At 74.6% G+C, this 18440-nt stretch carries 15 protein-coding genes; 6 read left to right on the plus strand and 9 right to left on the minus strand.

The window, feature by feature from the left end:
• Nucleotides 1-45: 45 nt before the first annotated feature.
• Nucleotides 46-3303, plus strand: a complete 3258-nt coding sequence (locus JOD57_RS11995; RefSeq protein WP_204692241.1) for a DEAD/DEAH box helicase — start codon at nucleotides 46-48, stop codon at nucleotides 3301-3303.
• Nucleotides 3304-3334: 31 nt separating this feature from the next.
• On the opposite strand, the gene JOD57_RS12000 is transcribed toward JOD57_RS11995, so the two are convergent.
• The 3 genes from JOD57_RS12000 to JOD57_RS12010 all read right to left on the minus strand — a co-directional run bounded on the left by JOD57_RS12000 (nucleotide 3335) and on the right by JOD57_RS12010 (nucleotide 4883).
• Nucleotides 3335-3730: a type II toxin-antitoxin system VapC family toxin gene (locus JOD57_RS12000; RefSeq protein ID WP_204692242.1), complete on the minus strand. Its 396-nt coding sequence runs from the start codon at nucleotides 3728-3730 to the stop codon at nucleotides 3335-3337.
• On the minus strand, nucleotides 3727-3951 hold the full coding sequence (locus JOD57_RS12005; protein ID WP_204694806.1) for a FitA-like ribbon-helix-helix domain-containing protein: 225 nt from the start codon (nucleotides 3949-3951) through the stop codon (nucleotides 3727-3729). The genes JOD57_RS12000 and JOD57_RS12005 overlap by 4 nt, the downstream gene beginning before the upstream one ends.
• 77 nt (nucleotides 3952-4028) lie before the next feature.
• On the minus strand, nucleotides 4029-4883 hold the full coding sequence (locus JOD57_RS12010; protein ID WP_204692243.1) for an alpha/beta fold hydrolase: 855 nt from the start codon (nucleotides 4881-4883) through the stop codon (nucleotides 4029-4031).
• A gap of 69 nt (nucleotides 4884-4952) precedes the next feature.
• Between JOD57_RS12010 and JOD57_RS12015 the strand changes: the two genes are divergently transcribed.
• Complete coding sequence (locus tag JOD57_RS12015; RefSeq protein WP_239568410.1) at nucleotides 4953-6659, plus strand: DEAD/DEAH box helicase; 1707 nt, start codon at nucleotides 4953-4955, stop codon at nucleotides 6657-6659.
• A gap of 147 nt (nucleotides 6660-6806) precedes the next feature.
• Here JOD57_RS12015 and JOD57_RS12020 read toward each other — a convergent pair whose 3' ends face one another.
• The gene (locus tag JOD57_RS12020; RefSeq protein WP_204692244.1) at nucleotides 6807-7232 is read right to left on the minus strand and encodes a nuclear transport factor 2 family protein; all 426 of its coding nucleotides are present in this window, start codon (nucleotides 7230-7232) and stop codon (nucleotides 6807-6809) included.
• An 88-nt stretch (nucleotides 7233-7320) separates the two neighbouring features.
• Nucleotides 7321-8160 carry an alpha/beta fold hydrolase gene (locus JOD57_RS12025; protein WP_204692245.1) on the minus strand — a complete coding sequence of 280 codons (840 nt, stop codon included), beginning with the start codon at nucleotides 8158-8160 and terminating at the stop codon, nucleotides 7321-7323.
• A 66-nt stretch (nucleotides 8161-8226) separates the two neighbouring features.
• Between JOD57_RS12025 and JOD57_RS12030 the strand changes: the two genes are divergently transcribed.
• Together JOD57_RS12030 and JOD57_RS12035 are read left to right on the plus strand one after the other, a co-directional pair.
• Complete coding sequence (locus tag JOD57_RS12030; protein WP_204692246.1) at nucleotides 8227-9591, plus strand: DNA polymerase IV; 1365 nt, start codon at nucleotides 8227-8229, stop codon at nucleotides 9589-9591.
• Nucleotides 9588-10178: a class I SAM-dependent methyltransferase gene (locus JOD57_RS12035; protein ID WP_204692247.1), complete on the plus strand. Its 591-nt coding sequence runs from the start codon at nucleotides 9588-9590 to the stop codon at nucleotides 10176-10178. Before JOD57_RS12030 ends, JOD57_RS12035 begins: the two co-directional genes overlap by 4 nt.
• Before the next feature lie 3 nt (nucleotides 10179-10181).
• On the opposite strand, the gene JOD57_RS12040 is transcribed toward JOD57_RS12035, so the two are convergent.
• Together JOD57_RS12040 and JOD57_RS12045 are read right to left on the minus strand one after the other, a co-directional pair.
• On the minus strand, nucleotides 10182-10502 hold the full coding sequence (locus JOD57_RS12040) for a hypothetical protein (RefSeq protein ID WP_204692248.1): 321 nt from the start codon (nucleotides 10500-10502) through the stop codon (nucleotides 10182-10184).
• A 110-nt stretch (nucleotides 10503-10612) separates the two neighbouring features.
• Nucleotides 10613-11794: a PucR family transcriptional regulator gene (locus JOD57_RS12045; protein ID WP_204692249.1), complete on the minus strand. Its 1182-nt coding sequence runs from the start codon at nucleotides 11792-11794 to the stop codon at nucleotides 10613-10615.
• Nucleotides 11795-11897: 103 nt separating this feature from the next.
• Here JOD57_RS12045 and JOD57_RS12050 point away from each other — a divergent pair, with 103 nt between their 5' ends.
• On the plus strand, nucleotides 11898-13016 hold the full coding sequence (locus JOD57_RS12050; protein WP_204692250.1) for a ferredoxin reductase: 1119 nt from the start codon (nucleotides 11898-11900) through the stop codon (nucleotides 13014-13016).
• Nucleotides 13017-13045: 29 nt separating this feature from the next.
• Complete coding sequence (locus tag JOD57_RS12055; RefSeq protein WP_204692251.1) at nucleotides 13046-14275, plus strand: fatty acid desaturase family protein; 1230 nt, start codon at nucleotides 13046-13048, stop codon at nucleotides 14273-14275.
• 85 nt (nucleotides 14276-14360) lie between these two features.
• On the opposite strand, the gene JOD57_RS12060 is transcribed toward JOD57_RS12055, so the two are convergent.
• Nucleotides 14361-16271: an Ig-like domain-containing protein gene (locus JOD57_RS12060; RefSeq protein ID WP_204692252.1), complete on the minus strand. Its 1911-nt coding sequence runs from the start codon at nucleotides 16269-16271 to the stop codon at nucleotides 14361-14363.
• 232 nt (nucleotides 16272-16503) lie between these two features.
• Nucleotides 16504-17874, minus strand: coding sequence for a replicative DNA helicase (dnaB, locus tag JOD57_RS12065; RefSeq protein ID WP_204692253.1), 1371 nt, complete (start codon nucleotides 17872-17874; stop codon nucleotides 16504-16506).
• Nucleotides 17875-18440: the final 566 nt, after the last annotated feature.

Genomic DNA, 18440 nt, shown 5'->3' on the forward strand with positions numbered 1-18440 from the left:
TCGGAACCGTGACCGGCGTCGGCCCGCGCTCCTAGCCTCGGTCGCGTGTTCGAGGACCTGCGGCCCAGGCTGACCGACGCCGTCATCCGGCGCTCGGTCGGCGACGCGACGTTCCGGCGCGGCGCCGCCTACGCCCGTGAAGGCCGCGTGTCCCTGGTGGTCCACCATCTGGACGAGGTCAGTGGCCAGGTGGCCGGGCAGGGTGGCGTCTACCGGACCGTCGCCGAGTGGGGTGGGGACGCGGCGCGCTGGTGGGGTGAGTGCAGCTGCCCGGTCGGTGACGACTGCAAGCACGTGGCCGCCCTCCTCCTGGTCGCGCGGGAGGCGCTGCCCGGCCCGCCGAGGACGGCCGTCACGGCGACGCCCGACTGGGAACGGGCCCTGGCTCCACTGGTCGCCCCGGCGCCGTCGGCGGACCAGCGGGGCACGTCCATCGGCCTGCAGTTCGAGGTCTCGGGGACCGGGCCGCGGCGTGCCGTCCGGCTGCGCCCCGTCGTCCCGGGCGCCAGGGGCCGCTGGATCCGCAGCGGGGTGTCCTGGCGGACACTGGAGTACGGCTCGCTCGGCCGCCGCGATCCCGACCACGCCGGCGCGCTGACGGTCCTGTACCGCGCGCACCAGCTGGCCGACGGCGGCGCCGGGTCCTACGGCTACTGGTCCGGCGAGCCGCCGGTGCTCCTCGACGACTTCGGACCCGAGCTGTGGCCGGCCCTGCGGCAGGTCGCCGGTGCGGGCGTGCCGATGCTGACGAGCAGCGGCGCGCCCGTGCGGCTGGCCGGCGGACCGGCGCGGCTCGCGGTCGACCTGCGCTACGACGACACCGCCCTGCGGATCCGCCCGGTCCTCGCGCTCCCGGCCGGTGGCGACCTGCCGCTGCCGGCCGACGAGGTGGGCCTGCTGGGCGATCCGCCGCACGGCGCCGTCCTCGCGTCCGGCGCCCCGGGGCTCCCCGCCGGGCTCGTCCCCGACGGCGGGTTGCTGCTCGTCCCGCTGGACCGGGTGGACCGCCGGGCCGCACCGCTGTTCCGTGGCCCCGCCGTGACGGTGCCCCGCGGCGACGTCGACCGGTTCCTCGCCGACTTCTACCCGGCCGTGCGCCGCACGGTGGCCGTGGGGTCCTCCGACGGCTCCGTGGCGCTGCCGGAGGTCCTCCCGCCCCGGCTGTGCCTGCAGATCACCCACGCCGGCGGCCACCGGGCGACGTCGACCTGGTCGGTGCTCTACCGCGTCGGCGAGGAGGACCGCCGGCTGCCGTGGGCCGGGGGAGCCGGCGCCGCCCACGACCCCGTGCGGGATCCCTCGGCGGAGGAGCGGTTGGTCCGGCAGCTGCCGGACGCCGTCGACCGGGTGCCCGGGCTGTGCCTGTCCGCAGCACCGCGGCGCCGGCTGGTCCCGACCGCGCAGCTGCAGGGCATGGACACCGTCGTCCTCGCCACCGAGGTGGTGCCCGCGCTGTGCGAGGCCGGGGTCGTCGTCGAGGTCACCGGCGACCCGCCGGACTACCGGCACACCGGCTCGTCGCCCGTCGTGCACGTCTCCGCGACCGACGGGGCGGACAACGACTGGTTCGACCTCGGCGTCACGGTCACCGTCGACGACGAGGAGGTGCCGTTCGCCCTGCTCTTCGTCACGCTGGCCGCGGGTGAGAGCCACCTGGTGCTGCCCAGCGGCACCTGGTTCGACGTCCGCCGCCCCGAGTTCGACCGGCTGCGCCGCCTGATCGACGAGGCGCGTGACCTGCAGGACGCCGACGGTCCCGGGCTGCGGATCAGCCGCTACCAGGCCGGGCTGTGGGAGGAACTGGTCGAACTCGGGGTGGTGGCCGAGCAGAGCGAGCGGTGGGCACGCGACGTCCAGGGCCTGCTCGGGCTCGACACGGCCACCCCACCGCCCGTCCCGGCGGGCCTGGACGCGCAGCTGCGGCCCTACCAGCTCGAGGGTCTCCGGTGGCTGGCCTGCCTGTGGGACGCCGGGCTCGGCGGCGTGCTCGCCGACGACATGGGGCTGGGCAAGACCCTGCAGACGCTCGCCGTGCTGTGCCGGGCGCAGGAGGCCGGCACCCTGACCGCGCCCGTCCTCGTGGTCGCGCCGACGAGCGTGGTGTCGAACTGGGCGCGCGAGGCGGCCCGGTTCGCTCCCGGCCTCACCGTCCGGGTGGTCGAGTCGACCGGCCGGAAGCTCCGGATGCCGCTCGCCGAGGTGGTCGCCGGCGCCGACCTGGTGATCACCACCTACACGCTGCTGCGCCTGGACGAGGGGGCCTACGGCGCGCTGCCGTGGAGCGGCCTGGTCCTCGACGAGGCCCAGTTCGTCAAGAACCACACGGCCCGCACCTACGCCGCCGCGCGGCGGCTGCCCGCCCGGTTCAAGCTGGCGATCACCGGCACGCCGCTGGAGAACAGCCTGATGGACCTGTGGTCGATGCTCTCGATCGTCGCGCCGGGCCTGTTCCCCGACCCGAAGCGCTTCACCGAGCACTACCGGACGCCGATCGAGCGCGGCGGCGACCCGGCCGCGCTGGAGACCCTGCGCCGCCGGATCCGCCCGCTGGTGCTCCGGCGCACCAAGGAGCAGGTCGCCGCCGAGCTGCCGCCCAAGCAGGAGCAGGTGCTCGAGGTGGTGCTCGACCCACGGCACCGCAAGGTCTACGACACCCACCTGCAGCGGGAGCGGCGCACGGTGCTCGGCCTCGTCGACGACCTGCAGAAGAACCGGTTCACCATCTTCCGGTCGCTGACCCTGCTGCGGCAGCTGGCCCTCGACCCCGCGCTGGTCGACGACGCCTCCACCGGCATCCCGTCGAGCAAGGCCGACGCCTTCCTCGAGCACGTGCAGGAGGTGGTGTCCGAGGGACACCGCGTGCTGGTGTTCAGCCAGTTCACCCGGTTCCTGCGCACCGTCCGCGACCGCCTCGACGCGCACGGCGTGGCCCACGCCTACCTCGACGGCCGCACCCGCGACCGCGCGCAGCGCATCGAGGAGTTCCGCAGCGGCCGCGCGCCGGTGTTCCTGATCAGCCTCAAGGCCGGCGGCTCGGGGCTCAACCTCACCGAGGCCGACTACGTGTACGTCCTCGACCCCTGGTGGAACCCGGCGGTGGAGGCCCAGGCGATCGACCGTGCGCACCGCATCGGCCAGGACAGGACCGTGATGGTGTACCGGCTGGTGGCGGCGGACACCATCGAGGAGAAGGTCGTGGCCCTGCAGGAGCGCAAGCGCGACCTGTTCGCCCGGGTCCTGGATGACGACGGCGCGCTGACCGGACCGCTGACCGCCGACGACATCCGCGGCCTGTTCTCCTGACCGGGACAGGCCGGGGAGGTGCCGCCCGCCGTCAGGACAGGAGGTCGACGGGGCAGCGCAGTCCCGGTGCGCGTGCCAGCCGTCCGTCGGCGGTGACCAGCGGGACGTCGAGGAGCTCGGCGAGCGCGACGTACTGGGCGTCGTAGGCGCTGACGGAGTCCCGCAGCTGCCAGGCCCGGCCGAGGAGCGGGAGGTGCGGGTACCGCTCCACCGTCAACTCGCTCCAGTCCTGCAGGGCCTCGGCGCCGCGCTGGGCAGGGAGCCGGCCGGCGAGGACCGCGCGCCGGACGGCGGAGAGGACCTCCACGTCCGCCAGCGCCGGGACGTGCACGTCCGCGGCGAGGAGCCGCTCACGGGCGAGGGCCCCGGACCCGCCGTCGTCGACCAGGGCGGGCACGAGGACCGACGCGTCGACGACGACGATCACCTCTCATCCGGTCGCTCTGCGGAGATCGCAGCGACGGCGTCGTCGAACGACATCCGCCCGCCGCGTCGCGCCGCGCGGGCGAGGACCTCGGCCTTGCTCGGCCGCGCGGCGACCGTCTGCAGCTCGCGGAGCACGTACTCCGAGAGGCTCAGCCCGCTCGCCGCGGCCCGCGCCCGCAGGGTCGCGTGGAGGTCGTCCGGGACGTTGCGGACCTGCAGCATCCTGGCCACGCGCCCACCGTACATGCGCAGCACATGCACCTGCATGTGGCGCACATGCACATCCAGGACGGGCAGGTCTACTGCCCCTCCTCGACGGCGTCCAGGAAGCGGCGCAGCGTCTCGAGGAAGACCTCGGGCTGCTCGGAGTGCACCCAGTGGCCGGCGTTCTTGACCTTGACCAGCCGGGTCGAGGGGAACAGCGCGTCCATCCGCTCGCGGTCGCCGGGCAGCACGTAGTGGCTCTTCGCGCCGGCGACCCACAGCACGGGGCCGTCGAAGGTGGCGCCCGGCGGCGGGTCGGGGAAGCCGCGCAGCTCGCCGAGGTCGCGCTCGAGCGTCTCCAGGTTCAGCCGCCACCGCCAGCGGCCGGAACCGACGCCCTCGCGGACCAGGCTCTGCAGCAGGAACGACCGCACCATCCGGCTCGGCACCGCCTCCCGCAGCGCCCGGTCGGCGTCCTCGCGGGTGCGCAGGGCACCGAGGTCCACCGCCCGCATCGCCGCGATGAACGCGCCGAAGGGCGAGGCCTCCTCGTCGTCGTCGTCCGTGCGGCCGCCGGTGAGCGGGTACTCCACCGGTGCGATGTCCACGACCACCAGCGCGCGCAGCAGCTCCGGCCGGCGCAGCGCCAGCTGCATCGCCACCTTGCCGCCCATCGAGTGCCCGACCAGCGTCACGGGCTCGCCCAGGGTCTCCAGCTCGTCGGCGACCATCTGCGCCATGTCGAGGTAGTCGACCCGCTCGGTCCACGGCGAGTGCCCGTGGTTGGGCAGGTCCAGCAGCGTGACGCGGTGCCCGTCGGCGAGGCCCTTGGCCGCCGTCGTCCAGTTCTTGCCCTGGCCGAACAGCCCGTGCACGAACACCACGCGCGGGCCGGCCTCGCCCACGGTGCGTGCGGCCAGCCGCTCGTCGGAGGGCGCGTCGGCGGTCATCCGGCGATTCCACCAGATCCCCGGCGTCGCGCGACCTACCGTGCCCGGGACGACGGGGAGGTCCCACCCATGCCCGGACGGCGCCGCGCCGCCAGCACCACTCCGAGACGACGGACGGCGACCCGCCGCCGGTCACCGGCGCGCCCGCCCGCGCCCGACCTGCCCACCGCCGGGCCGGGCGAGCGGGTGTGGGTGCTCGCCGTCCCGTTCCGCGCGCCGGCACCGGGCGCGGTCTGGCACGCCGGCCTGCAGGCGCACGTGTGGGTCGGCCGGGAGCTGCCCCCGGAGCTGGCCCCCTACGACCCCCCGCCGTACACCCTCGAGCGCCACCTCGAGGACGAGCTCAACGCGGCGCCGCGCCCGGTGCCGGAGGGGCGGCCGATGGTGCCGCGCGAGGAGCAGTGCACCGGCGCGGAGGCGGTGGTCGCCTCCGCCGCGGCCGGGCACCGGGTCTTCCTGCTCGGCGACGACCCCGGCGTCGGCAAGACCGGCACCGCCGTCCTGGCCGCCCGGGAGATCTGCGAGCTGCGCGGCGGCGACCGCGTGCTCGTCGTCGCCGACCGGCCGGCGGCCATCACCATCCCGCACTGGACCCGCTCGATCGCCGGTTTCGGCGACGGCGGCCTGCGCTGGTGCGTCACCACCTGGGACCGGCTGGCGAAGGTCGGCAAGCTCCGGTTCGACGTCGTGATCGCCGACGAGGCGCACATGGTCCGGCACACGACGACACAGCGGTGGAGACACTGGACGGCCGTCTCCGGCGGCGCCAGGGCGAAGGACGTGCCCTTCGTCATCGCCGCGACGGCGACCCCGGCGCACACGCCGCTGGAGCTGCCCTACCTCGCACCCCAGTTCGCCCACCGGCACGGCGAGCCGCTGCGCGCGTGGGCCGACCTGCCGGCCAGGCTCGCCGAGCACTCGTTCCACGTGGAACGCGGCCGCTACGGCTGGGCGTGGACCGAGGACGCCGACGAGCGCCGCGCCGACCTCGCCCGCCTGCAGGGCTGGCTCACCGACGGCGACCCGCCCGCGATGCTGCACCGCCCGGCGCCCTGGGGTCCGGTGTCGGTCACCGGGACGCCGGTCGCGCTGACACCGGCCGAGAGGGGCGCCTACGAGTCGGGCTGGCAGGAGTTCCGGGCCGAGATGCAGCTGGCCCGGAGGGCACGGCAGAGCGCCCGCGGCCGGGCCGCGCTGCTCCGCTTCCGCCAGAAGGCCGGGCTGATCCGCGCACAGGCCACCGTCGACTGGGTCAGGGCGCAGGTCGAGGCCGAGCGGCAGGTCGCGGTGTCGGTCGAGTTCGTGGAGACCGCGGCCGACCCGATCCGCGAGGCGCTGCTCGACTCCGGCATCGCCGTCGCGAGCATCTACGGCCGCGACCGCTTCGACGTCGAGGCCGAGCGGCTGCGCTTCCAGACCGGCGCCGCGCCGGTCTGCGTGTTCACGGTGACCGCGTCGATCAGCCTGCACGCCGGCGAGCTGCTGCCCGGCGGCGCCACCGCCTCCACCACGCCGCGGGTCGGGCTGTTCCACCAGCCCCGCTTCTCCGGCATCCAGGCCCGCCAGGTCACCGGCCGCACCCACCGCGACGGCCAGGTCTCGCCGTGGCGGGTGGCCTTCGCCGCGGACACCGTGGAGGAGCAGGTGGCCCGGGTGATGGTCGAGCGGCTGGCGGTGAGCGGGTCGACGGCGGGCGCGGACACCTCCTCCCTGCAGGAGGTCGCCGAGCTCCTCGACGCCGACTGGCTGCCGCCCGCCGCGCTCACCGACGCCTGAGCGACCGGTCACGCCATCCACGCTCGACGGTGCGGTCGGTCCCGCTGGCGCTCGACGACGCCGCCGTGGTGGTGCACCGGCTCCGGCGCGGGTGACGGCGGACCCGGACCGCGCACGCGCCGCCGTGGGTGCGCCGACGCCGCGGGGCTACGTCGCCTGCGCACCGTCCGGGGACACGCCCTGCCACAGCTCGTCGAACGCCAGGCTGTCGTAGAAGGCCGTGCCGTCGACGACCAGGCCCTCGCGCAGCGTCAGGAACCAGGCGTAGGTGTTGCGGTAGGTGGTCCCCGCCGTCGTGGTGCCCTCGCCGTCCCACACGACGACGACGGTGTCCCCGTCGGCGTGGACGCGCCGGACGTCGACCGGCCGGAACGGCGTCTCCGGCCGGAACCGTGCGCCGAAGGGCCGCAGCACCTCGTCGGTGAACTGCTGCGCGCTGGTGTACCTCCCGGCCCCCGCGGAACGGCCGGTGATCTCCCAGGTCGTGTCCTCGGGGAAGATGCGCGACACGTGCCCCTCGCCGCGTGCCCACGCCTCGAAGGCGGCGGTCACGATCTCCCGGTTGGTCGTCACCTGCGCGGACCTCCTCGGACGGGGGCGGCCTTGGTGCACGCCCATCCTGGCCCCCGGGGCACCACGAGCGGGCCTGCGCCGGCCGCGGTCAGCGCAGGAACTCGGTGACCATCTGCTCGGCGCCGGCCGGGAGGGAGTGGTGCGTGACGCCCGCGACCGTGGCGACCGTCGCCCGCGGCATGACCTCCGCGGCGCGGCGGGCCACGTGGCGCGGGTCCTGCGCCCGGCCGGCCCCCGCGGCGACGACCAGCGTCGGGACGGCGAGGGCGGCCAGCCGGGCCGGGTCGGGACGGCGGGTGCGCACCGGCGGCGCCACGGGCAGCTCCGCCCCGGCGGCGGCCACCGCGAGCCAGGCGTCGTCCACCGGCCGGCCGGCGGTCTCCCAGCGCACCAGCGCCCGCATCCGGGCGGCCGTGGGCCGGGCCAGGACCGGCACCGCGTGCAGCAGGTAGCCGGGGGAGAAGCCGGTGAACGTGGTCGTGGGGTCGACCAGCGCCAGGCGGCGGACCCGGCCGGGACGGTCGAGCGCGAAGGTCAGCGCCTGCCACCCGCCGTAGCTGTGCCCGGCCAGGTCGACCGCGTCGAGCCCCAGCCCGTCGAGGGTCTCCCCGAGCCAGCCCGTGACGTCGTCCGCGGCGGCCAGCGGCGTCGTCGCGGTGCTGCGGCCGGCGTCGCCGATCGGGTCGAGGACGTACACCCGGCGGACCGCCGCCAGCAGCCGCACGGCGCCCGCCCAGGCCAGCGCCGTCGCCCCACCTCCGGGCACCAGCACCAGCGGCGGGGCCTCCGCCGAGCCGCTCACCAGCACGTGGGTGCGGCCCCACCGCGACCCGACGTCGCGGGACTGCACCGGCACCGGCCAGCGGGCCAGGGCGGCGGCGTACGCGGCGTCGAAGGCGGCCTGCCGATCGCCGTCCCCCCGCGTCACCCGGGTGAGCCTCCCCCGCGCGAGGCGGACCGGCAACGAGCCCGGCGGGCCGGGGATGATCGGGGGGTGCGGCGGGAGGCGAGCGTCCTGCACCTGGACCTGGACGCGTTCTTCGCCGCGGTCGAGCAGCGCGACAAGCCCTCGCTGCGCGGCCGGCCGGTCGTCGTCGGCGGTGTGGGCGGGCGCGGCGTGGTCGCCACGGCGTCCTACGAGGCGCGCGCCTACGGGGCGCGCTCGGCGATGCCGACGGCGGAGGCGCGCCGCCGCTGCCCCTCGGGGACGGCGTTCCTCGGCGGCCGGTTCGGCGCCTACCGGCGGACGTCGGACGTGGTCATGGCGCTGCTGCGCGAGCTGTCGCCGCTGGTCGAGCCGGTGTCGATCGACGAGGCCTACGTCGACCTCGCCGCCGGTCCCGGGCTCGACCTGTCGGTGGACGGCGTGACCGCGCTGGCCCGGGGCCTCAAGGAGCGGATCGCCGCGGCCACCGGCGGGGTCACCGGCTCGGTCGGGATCGGCAGCTCCAAGCTCATGGCCAAGATCGCCTCCGACCTGGACAAGCCCGACGGCCTCGTCGTCGTCCCGCCGGGGTCGGAGCTCGACGTCCTGCACCCCCTGCCGGTCACCCGGCTCGGCGGCGTCGGCCCGGCGACGGCCGAGCGGCTGCACCAGGTGGGCGTGAAGACGGTGTCCGACCTGGCCCGCAAGTCGCTGCCGGACCTGGTCGCGCTGGCCGGCCGGGCGCACGGCACCGGGCTGTACCAGCTGGCCCGCGCCGAGGACGACCGGCCCGTGGTCGCCGAGCGGGAGGCGAAGTCGGTCTCGCAGGAGGAGACCTTCGAGCGCGACCTCACCGACCTGTCCCGGCTCAACCGGCTCATCGACGCGATGGCCACGCGGGTGGGCACCCGGCTGCGCGCCTCGGCGCTGTCGGGGCGGACGGTGACCCTGAAGCTGCGCCGCTACGACTTCACGACGATCACCCGCTCGCAGACGCTGCCGCAGCCCACCGACGACGCCCGCCAGGTGGCCTCGATCGCGCGGCGGCTGCTGGTGGAGGCCGGCACCGGCGGGGGGCTGCGGCTGCTGGGCGTCGGCGTCTCGGGGCTGTCGCAGTACGCCCAGGGCGACCTGTTCGCCCTCGACGTCGAGGACGCCCCGCCCGAGGAGGCGGCGCAGGCCGAGCCGGCCGCCGTCGCCGAGGAGCCGGCCGAGCCGCTGCCCCCCGCCGAGCGCCGCTGGTGGCCCGGGCAGGACGTCGTCCACGACGAGCTGGGACCCGGCTGGGTGTGGGGCCGCGGCCTGGGCCGGGTCACCGTCCGCTTCGAGGGTCCGCTGACGGCGCCCGGGCCGGTGCGCACGCTGGCCGCCGACGACCCGGCGCTGCACCCGGGCGACCCGCCGGAGTGGCGGACGGCGACGATGGGGGCATGACGGAACCGAGCGCGTGGGTGCGGATGACGCAGGCCGACCCCGGCCACTCGGCGGCCTACGTGCAGCGGTTCCGGACACTGGCCGCGGGTGGCACGGACATCGTCGGCGAGGCGCGGCTGGTCGACGCGATGCTGCCGCGCCGGTCGCGCGTGCTCGACGCCGGGTGCGGCCCGGGGCGCGTGGGCGGGCACCTCGCCGCGGTGGGGCACGACGTCGTCGGCGTGGACGTCGACCCGGTGCTGATCGCCGCGGCCGAGGAGGACCACCCGGGGCCGCGCTGGCTGGTCGGTGACCTGGCCGAGCTCGACCTGCCCGACCGGTTCGACGCGGTCGTCTGCGCGGGCAACGTCGTCACGTTCCTCGCGCCGAGCACCCGCGGGGAGGTGCTGCGCCGGTTCCGCGCCCACCTGGCGGCCGGCGGCCGGGCCGTCGTCGGCTTCGGCGCGGGCCGCGACTACGCCTTCGACGACTTCCTCGCCGACGCGCGCGCCGCTGGGCTCGAGCCGGACCTGCTCCTGTCGAGCTGGCACCTGCACCCGTTCACCGCGGCGTCGGACTTCCTCGTCGCCGTCCTGCGCCCCGCCTGAGGATCAGCCCACCTCGGCCAGCCAGCCGACGACGGTGAGGTCGGCGTCGAGGTGGACGACGACCGCCTGGCCCTCGGCCGAGAGCAGGTGCGCCTCGTACAGGCCCGAGCCGTCGACCTCGAGCCACTCGACGGACGCGCCGGGCAGCACGGCCACCGCGGCGGCGGCCACCTGGACGGCGACGTCGGCGGTGAGCTCGGGGAGGGGACGGCGCACGGTGCGGACCCAGGCGTGCCGGCCCGTGCGCTCGGTCCGGGAGCGCTCGGGGACACGACGCTGGGGGACACGGCGCCCGGCGACGCGGCGCTCGGTGCTGGGGTACATGAGGGACCTCCTCGGCTCCGCGGCTCCGGACCGGTGCCGCTGAGGACGAGGCTCGGGCGCCCGGCTGGGAACTCCCTGTGACCTCCGTGCGAGTCGGCTGCGTGCTGCGGTCAGCGGACGCCGAGGGCCAGCGTGAGCTCCAGGACGGTCTGCGGGTCGTCGAGGCGGGCGCCGAACAGGTCGCGCAGCTGGCCCATGCGGTAGCGGACCGTCTGCGGGTGCACGAACAGCTCGGTGGCCACCTGCTCGCGGCGGCCGTGGTGCAGCAGCCAGGAGCGCAGCGTCTCCAGCAGCTTCTCCCGCGGCCCGGGGCCCAGGTCGTCCAGCGGCGCGAGGACCTGGGCGCGCAGGTCGGCCAGCGCCTCGCCGTCGGCACGCAGCACGAGGTCGGCCAGCCGCAGCTCGGTGTCGACCGGGACGTCGCCGTCGCGCTCGAGGCCCAGCTGCAGCGCCCGCAGCGCCCGCGAGTACGACGACCGCGCGTCCTGCCACGGCCGCGCCGGCCCGACGACGGCCTCCCGGCGGGCCAGTGACCGCAGCAGCGCCGCCCGCGCGAACCCCTCGGCGTCGGGCACCAGCAGGACGGCGCGCTCGGCCGACGGCTCGGCGCCGGGCAGGTCCTCACCGGCCTGCAGCGTGCGCGCGTCGAGCACCGCCAGCGCGTCGCGGGCCCGTTCCTCGGGCAGCAGCACCGCGGTGAGGGTCCGCGGCGGCGTCCAGTCCGCCCGCTCGGCGACGGGGTGCAGCTCGTAGGGCGGCGCGCCGGCGAGCAGCAGCTCGGCCAGCCGCTCCAGGTGCCGGCGTCGCACGCGGCCGCTGGTGGCCAGGTGGTCGGCGTGCCCGGAGGCGCTGGCCGCCGAGAGCTGGTCGATGTAGGCGAACACCAGCTCGGCAAAGTGCGCCAGCGACCCGGCGGGCATGCCGGCCGCCACCGCCGTCTCGCTCATGTGCCGCCAGGCCACCCGCGCGCCCACCCGGTAGGCGGCCAGCAGGGCGTCCATCGACCGGCCGGTGCGGGCCTCACCCCGCCCCAGCGCGTAGGCGCCCTCGATGGCCGGGGCGATCGGCCGGCTGGCGTCCGCGCCGCCGGTCGCCGTCGCCAGTTCGAGGAAGGCGCCGAGCGCCATCTGGACGGCGTTCTCGATCTTGCGGCCCATGGGGCCGCTGAAGGCCTCGGTGTAGCTGGGCACCTCGACGACGATGGCGGCCACGGTCCGCGCGGCGACCGAGGGCAGCTCGGCGCGCATCGCCGCCGCCACCTCCGCGGCGAAGGTGCCGTCCTCCGGCGCCATGAGACCTCCCCGTGACCGAACTTGTCCCCGGCGAACAGTATCCGGCGTGACGTTCACGTCCAGGGCACAGGTGATTGCGCGCCAGGCAGGGAACCATCGAGGTATGACCACGACCGTTCCGCGACCGTCCTCGGCCCGCCGGGCCCCGAGGTCGCTGCCGGCCCTGAGGTCACTGCGCGATCGCGCACTGCGTCTGGCCGAGCTGGCGACGACGCCGTTGCTGCCGGCCGACTACCTCGACCTGGTCAACCCGCTGCGCGCCGGCGCCGACCTGCGCGGCCGCATCGAGGCCGTGGTCCCCGAGACGCGCGACGCGGCCACGATCGTCATCCGCCCGGGCGCCGACTGGCAGCCGCACCGGCCCGGCCAGTACGTGCGCATCGGCATCGACGTCGACGGCGTCCGCATGTGGCGCGCCTACTCGGTCACCTCGGACCTGGGCCGCACCGACGGCTGCTTCACCGTCACCGTCAAGGCCATCCCCGACGGCAAGGTGAGCAACCACCTGGTCCGCCGTGCCCAGCCGGGCACCATCGTGCAGCTCGACCAGGCCACCGGGGAGTTCTGCCTGCCGGACCAGCGGCCCGGCAAGGCCCTGTTCGTCACCGCCGGCTCCGGCATCACCCCGGTCATGGGCATGCTGCGCAACCACCCGGAGCTGACCGACGTCGTCCTGGTGCACTCCGCACCGACGGCCGACGACGTCGTCTTCGGCGCCGAGCTGCGGCAGCTCGCCGCCGAGGGCCGCATCCGGCTGGTCGAGCAGCACACCGACACCGCCGGCCTGCTCGACCCCGCCGCGCTCGCCGGGCTCGTCCCCGACCTCGCCGAGCGGGCCACCTGGGCCTGCGGGCCGGTCGGCATGCTCGAGGCACTCGAGGAGCACTGGGCGGCTGCCGGCATCGCCGACCGGCTCCACACCGAGCGGTTCCGCCCCACGGTCCTGGTGACCGGCGAGGGCGGCACGGTGACCTTCACGAAGAAGGGGACCTCGCTCGAGGCCGACGGCGCCACCCCGATCCTCGACGCCGCCGAGGAGGCCGGCGTCCTCATGCCCAGCGGGTGCCGCATGGGCATCTGCTTCGGTTGCGTCCTCCCGCTGCGCGAGGGCGCCGTCCGGGACCTGCGCACCGGCGAGGTGACCACCGCCGTCCCCGGTGACGGCGTGCTCGTCCAGACCTGCATCAGCGCCGCCGCCGGCGCCTGCGACATCGACCACTGACCGCTTCCCGACCAGAGGAGCCGCACCACGTGACCGTCCTGCAGAAGAAGGCCGACAACCCGATCGAGCACCTCACCCCCGAGGACGTCGAGCTCATCGGCAAGGAGCTCGACGAGATCCGCCAGACCGTGGTCGACAGCCGCGGCGAGTCCGACGCGCGCTACATCCGCAAGGTCATCGACGTGCACCGCAAGATCGAGCTCGGCAGCCGCGCCGTCCTGCTCGCCTCCGGCTTCCCGCCGGCCTGGATCGCCGGGACGGTCGGCCTCTCGATCGCCAAGATCCTCGAGAACATGGAGATCGGGCACAACATCCTGCACGGGCAGTGGGACTGGATGCGCGACCCGAAGATCCACTCCACGACGTGGGAGTGGGACATGGCCAGCCCGGCCGACCAGTGGAAGCACTCGCACAACGAGATGCACCACACGTACACGAACGTGATCGGCAAGGACAACGACCTCGGCTACGGCATCATGCGCGTCGACGAGGACCAGCCGTGGCAGCCCTTCCACCTCGGCCAGCCGCTGTGGAGCTTCATCAACGCCTGCTTCTTCGAGTACGGGATCGCCGCGTACGACCTGGAGCTGGGCGCCGTCATCGCCAAGAAGCAGACCGGCGACCCGGAGTTCCGGGAGCGCGCCAAGGCCGTGCTGCGCAAGATCGGCCGGCAGGTCCGCAAGGACTACGTCATCCACCCGCTGCTGTCGGGCCCGAACTTCCTCGCGACGCTGGCGGCCAACTTCACCGCCAACATCGTGCGCAACCTGTGGTCGAACTCCGTCATCCTGTGCGGGCACTTCCCCGAGGGCGTCGAGACCTTCGAGAAGAAGTCGATCGAGGGCGAGACCCGCGGTGAGTGGTACCTGCGCCAGATGCTCGGCTCGGCCAACATCTCCGGTTCCAAGGTCATGCACATCCTGACCGGGAACCTGTCGCACCAGATCGAGCACCACCTGTTCCCGGACCTGCCGAGCAACCGCTACGCCGAGATCGCCCCGAGGATCCGCGACCTGTTCGACCGCTACGGGCTGAACTACCACACGGCGCCGCTGCCGCAGCAGGTCGGCTCGGCCTGGCACAAGATCATCCGGCTGTCCCTGCCCAACGGCTGGCTGGAGCTGACCAACCGCCGCAACCTGCCGCAGCAGCTCGCGGTGCTCTACAAGATGACCACCGGCACGCCCAAGGTGCGCCGCGCGCTGCAGCGGAAGCTGACCGCCGGCGTCCGGCTGACCCGGGCGGCCGAGGCCGCCTGAGGCAGGACCCCGCCGGGGTCGCCTCCCACGCACGAGGGCCCGGGACGACGATCGTCGTCCCGGGCCCTCGTGCGTCAGCGGCCGGTCAGGGCCGCAGTGCCGGCTGGTCGAAGTTCAGCGCCAGCAGCAGCGCCGGGTCGCTGATCGGCACCTCCCACACGTCCCCGCCCTGGTCCGGGTCGATGACCTCGCCCCGGCCGAGGAAGGCCGCCACCTGCGTCTGGCCCTGGGTGCCCGCCACCGGGAACTGCGCCAGGTCCAGCAGGAAGCCGTGCGGGTCGATCCCCGCCTGCGGCGTGCGGTCGTTGCGGTAGAGGCTGGTCCGCGACCACAGGTCCCCGGCGTCGACGACCGTGTACGACGTCGGGTTGGGCACCGTCCGGTCACCGAAGGCGATCTGGAAGACCACCCGCTCCGGCGCGATGAGCGGGGAGAAGGTCTCCGGGCTGCCGGGACGGGACAGCCACGTCGACCGTGCCAGGTACTCCTGGATGGCCACCGCCCCCGGCACGGTCACCGTCACCGGGCCCTCACCGCGCAGCGGCATCTGCTCCTGGAAGTGGTTCCGCGTCGGGTCGTCGCTGTTGAGCAGACCGGCCGCCTGCAACGTCTGGGTCAACAGCGGCCGGAACCCGCCCAGACGGGTGATCTCGGTGATCGGCCCGCCGGGCACGTCGAGCACCGAGCGGGCGATCGCCGGATCGGCGCCGGTGACCATCGTGCCGTAGATGCCGCCGAAGCTCTGCCCGAAGTAGGTCACGTCCCGGCCGGAGAGGTCGGGCGTGCGGTCGCCGTCCACGTCGGTCCCGCCGAGCGACCGCACGAGCGTCATGACGTCCGCGCTCGTCTGCCGCAGCGCGTCCCGGGAGGACTGGGCGGCGGCGGCGCCGGTGGCCGAGGAGCCCTCGGTGCTGCCGATGGCCCCGTCGCCGTCCTGGTCGACACCGCGCCCGTAGGCGGGGAGGGACGTCGTCGTGCCACCGGAGGTGACCTGCCAGGTGCTCCCCGGTCCGTAGCCGTGACCGACGACGTTGGTGGCGATGGTCGCGATCCCGCTGCGCGAGGGAACGGCGGCCGCGATGAACACGTCGGCCGTCGAGCGGGTGAACCCGTGACCGAACACCGCCGTCGGCCAGCCGCCGGGCGGGGTGGGGCCGGCGGGGAGGACGGCGACGAAGGGCAGCCGCGCCTCCCCGACGGGCGCCGGGCCGGCGTCCTCCGTCGGTGTCTGCGCGATGGTGACGTCCGGCCGGAGCCAGGACGGCGCCTCGTAGGACCCGAACACCAGCGTGCCGCCCGTCGCGGCCTGGGGGACGGGGACGACCGCCGTCGTGTCGGCGCCGGTGGTCGAGCTGTCCTGCACCAGCGAGACGGTCGTGCCGGTGGCGGGGAACACGCCGTCGACGCGCAGGCCGGGGGTGACCCCGGCGGCGGCGAAGGCCGAGCCGTCGTCGATCTGGCGGCGCAGGTCCAGCAGCCCGTCCGTGGCGCTCAGGGTGGTGAAGGTGTCCTGGACCGACCGGTCGTGCGGGCCGCCCTGCACCCGCAGGCGGTACGTGGTGGACGGCGCGAGCTGCTCGGCCGGGTGCGCGTAGAGGGTGTTGGTCGACGGGTCCCAGACGACGCGGTCCACGCCGGTCCGCCAGCCGCCGTGCGCCTCCTGCACGCTGATCCGGCCGGCGACCTGCGCCGCGTCGACGGGCCCGCTGAACCGGATGGCGATGCGCGGGTCGAGGTCGAAGCCGTCGAGCTGGTTGAGCTGCTGGACGAGGCCGCAGGAGACGGGGGCGCCGCAGTCCTCGAGCGGCAGGTCCACCCGGCGGCCGGTCAGCTGGGCCGGGTCGGGGACGGTGAGGCTGTCGGAGGGGAAGACCGAGAGCGGCTCGGGCTTCTCCGGGTCGGCCAGCGCGGGTGAGGCGGTGACCGAGAGGGCGGCTGTGAGGGCCAGCGCACCGACGACCGAAGGGGCCGCCCGGTGCCAGCGTCGTTGCTGCACGTGGAACTCCAAGCTGTGGGGGACGCACCTTGGTAACCCACGGTGACCCGCATCACAAACCGGAGCTGTCACAGGGTGGGCCACCCGCCGGCGTTGCGTGCGCCGGCCCGCGCGGTCGGCGACACGGACGGTCGGCGGGCGGCGCGCCCGCCCGGCGACCGGACGGCGAGGGGCCCGGGACCGCGACGGTCCCGGGCCCCTCGCTGTGCGCGGCCGGTGGGCGTCGGACGGGTCAGTTGGCCATGTCGACGAAGCGGCTGTAGTGCCCCTGGAATGCCACGGTGACGTTCGCGGTCGGGCCGTTCCGGTGCTTCACGAGCATGATGTCCGCTTCACCTGCTCGCGGTGATTCCTTCTCGTACATGTCTTCCCGGTGGATCATCATGACCATGTCCGCGTCCTGTTCGATCGAACCCGATTCGCGGAGGTCGGAGAGCATCGGCTTCTTGTCCTGACGCTGCTCGGAACCACGGTTGAGCTGCGACATCGCGATGACCGGGACCTCGAGCTCCTTCGCCAGCAGCTTGAGCGCACGGGAGAACTCCGAGACCTCCTGCTGGCGGCTCTCGACGCGCTTTCCCGACGTCATGAGCTGGAGGTAGTCGATGACCACGAGCTTGAGGTCGTTGCGCTGCTTGAGCCGCCGCGCCTTCGCCCGGATCTCCATCATCGTCATGTTCGGCGAGTCGTCGATGTAGAGCGGCGCGTCGGCGACCTCGCCCATCCGGCGGGCCAGCTTCGACCAGTCCTCGTCCGACAGCGTGCCGGCGCGCATGTGGTGCAGCGGCACCTTCGCCTCGGCCGACAGCAGACGCATGGTGATCTCGTGCTTGCTCATCTCGAGCGAGAAGATGACGGCGGGCATGTGGTGCTTCACCGTGGCCGATCGCGCGATGTCCAATCCAAGGGTGCTCTTACCAACGCCAGGCCTCGCTGCGATCACCACCATTTGTCCCGCTTGGAGACCATTCGTCAGTTCATCGAGATCACGAATTCCCGTGGGGACGCCCCGGGCGGTGCCGCCGCGGGAGGCGATGGCGTCGAGCTCGTCCATCGTCGGCTGCAGGACGTCCTCGAGGCGCGAGTAGTCCTCGCTCATGCGCTTCTCGGTGACGTCGTAGATCTCCTGCTGCGCGCGGTCGACGATGTCGTCGACGTCGCCGCGCCCGCCGGCCGCGCCGTAGCCGAGCTGCACGACCCGGGTCCCGGCCTCGACCAGCCGCCGCAGCACCGCCTGCTCGGCGACGATCGCGGCGTAGTAGCCCGCGTTGGCCGCCGTCGGCGTGGAGGCGATCAGGGTGTGCAGGTAGACCGCGCCACCCATCTTCGACAGCTGGTCGGTGCGGTTGAGCTCGGCGGCGACGGTGATCGCGTCGGCCGGCTCACCGCGCCCGTAGAGGTCGAGGATGCAGTCGAAGATCACCTGGTGCGCCGGGCGGTAGAAGTCGGCGCCGTGCAGCACCTCCACGACGTCGGCGATCGCGTCCTTGCTCAGCAGCATGCCGCCGAGCACCGACTGCTCCGCCGCGACGTCCTGCGGCGGCTGCCGGTCGTACTCCGGCGCCGTCGCGGACGGTCGGCTGAAATCGTCGGCCACCGCCACGGGAAGCCCCTCCTTGTCTCCACCGGCGCACCCGCGGACAGACCCCGGCCGGTGGCCGGGGTCTGGTGGGGGAAGCACCAGGACTGCTGGCACGCACGCTCGAACGCGTGTTCGAGCACGAGGCTAGGTCGGGGTGCCGACGAAACCGCACCCGTGACCGCCGAGGAGGACGTTAGGAAGTGCAGCCGGGCCCGTCCAACACCGCTGTGGGGCGCGTTCTGCACAACTTGTGGACAAGTCGGTGGACACACGCGTGTCGACATGTGGAGACGGCGGGGGACGGGGCGCTCGCGTCGTCCCCGTCCCGCGGCTGACCAGCGCGAAGACCACCCACCGGGTGTGGACGGGAGAAAAGTGGCAGAACTCTCGGGATCGGGCCCCGGCGTGTCACGAACCGTGACCCACCGGCCCCGGCGGTCACACGTCCACAGGGCGGCGTCCCGGCGCACCTCGCGACCGGCCGGTGACGACCTGTGGCGGTCTCACGGGCCCGGAGACGCCGCGAGGGGCGCCGGACGGGTGTCCGACGCCCCTCGACGGGCAGGCGGCCCTCCTGCAGGGTCCCG

The sequence above is a fragment of the Geodermatophilus bullaregiensis genome (assembly GCF_016907675.1).
Taxonomy (GTDB): domain Bacteria; phylum Actinomycetota; class Actinomycetes; order Mycobacteriales; family Geodermatophilaceae; genus Geodermatophilus; species Geodermatophilus bullaregiensis.

What these genes read in the sequence shown, in the direction of transcription:
- JOD57_RS12005 (WP_204694806.1), bottom strand. Translation starts at nt 3,951, where the DNA reads ATGCTGCAGGTCCGCAACGTCCCGGACGACCTCCACGCGACCCTGCGG.
- JOD57_RS12010 (WP_204692243.1), bottom strand. Translation starts at nt 4,883, where the DNA reads ATGACCGCCGACGCGCCCTCCGACGAGCGGCTGGCCGCACGCACCGTG.
- JOD57_RS12015 (WP_239568410.1), top strand. Translation starts at nt 4,953, where the DNA reads ATGCCCGGACGGCGCCGCGCCGCCAGCACCACTCCGAGACGACGGACG.
- JOD57_RS12035 (WP_204692247.1), top strand. Translation starts at nt 9,588, where the DNA reads ATGACGGAACCGAGCGCGTGGGTGCGGATGACGCAGGCCGACCCCGGC.
- JOD57_RS12040 (WP_204692248.1), bottom strand. Translation starts at nt 10,502, where the DNA reads ATGTACCCCAGCACCGAGCGCCGCGTCGCCGGGCGCCGTGTCCCCCAG.
- JOD57_RS12045 (WP_204692249.1), bottom strand. Translation starts at nt 11,794, where the DNA reads ATGGCGCCGGAGGACGGCACCTTCGCCGCGGAGGTGGCGGCGGCGATG.
- JOD57_RS12050 (WP_204692250.1), top strand. Translation starts at nt 11,898, where the DNA reads ATGACCACGACCGTTCCGCGACCGTCCTCGGCCCGCCGGGCCCCGAGG.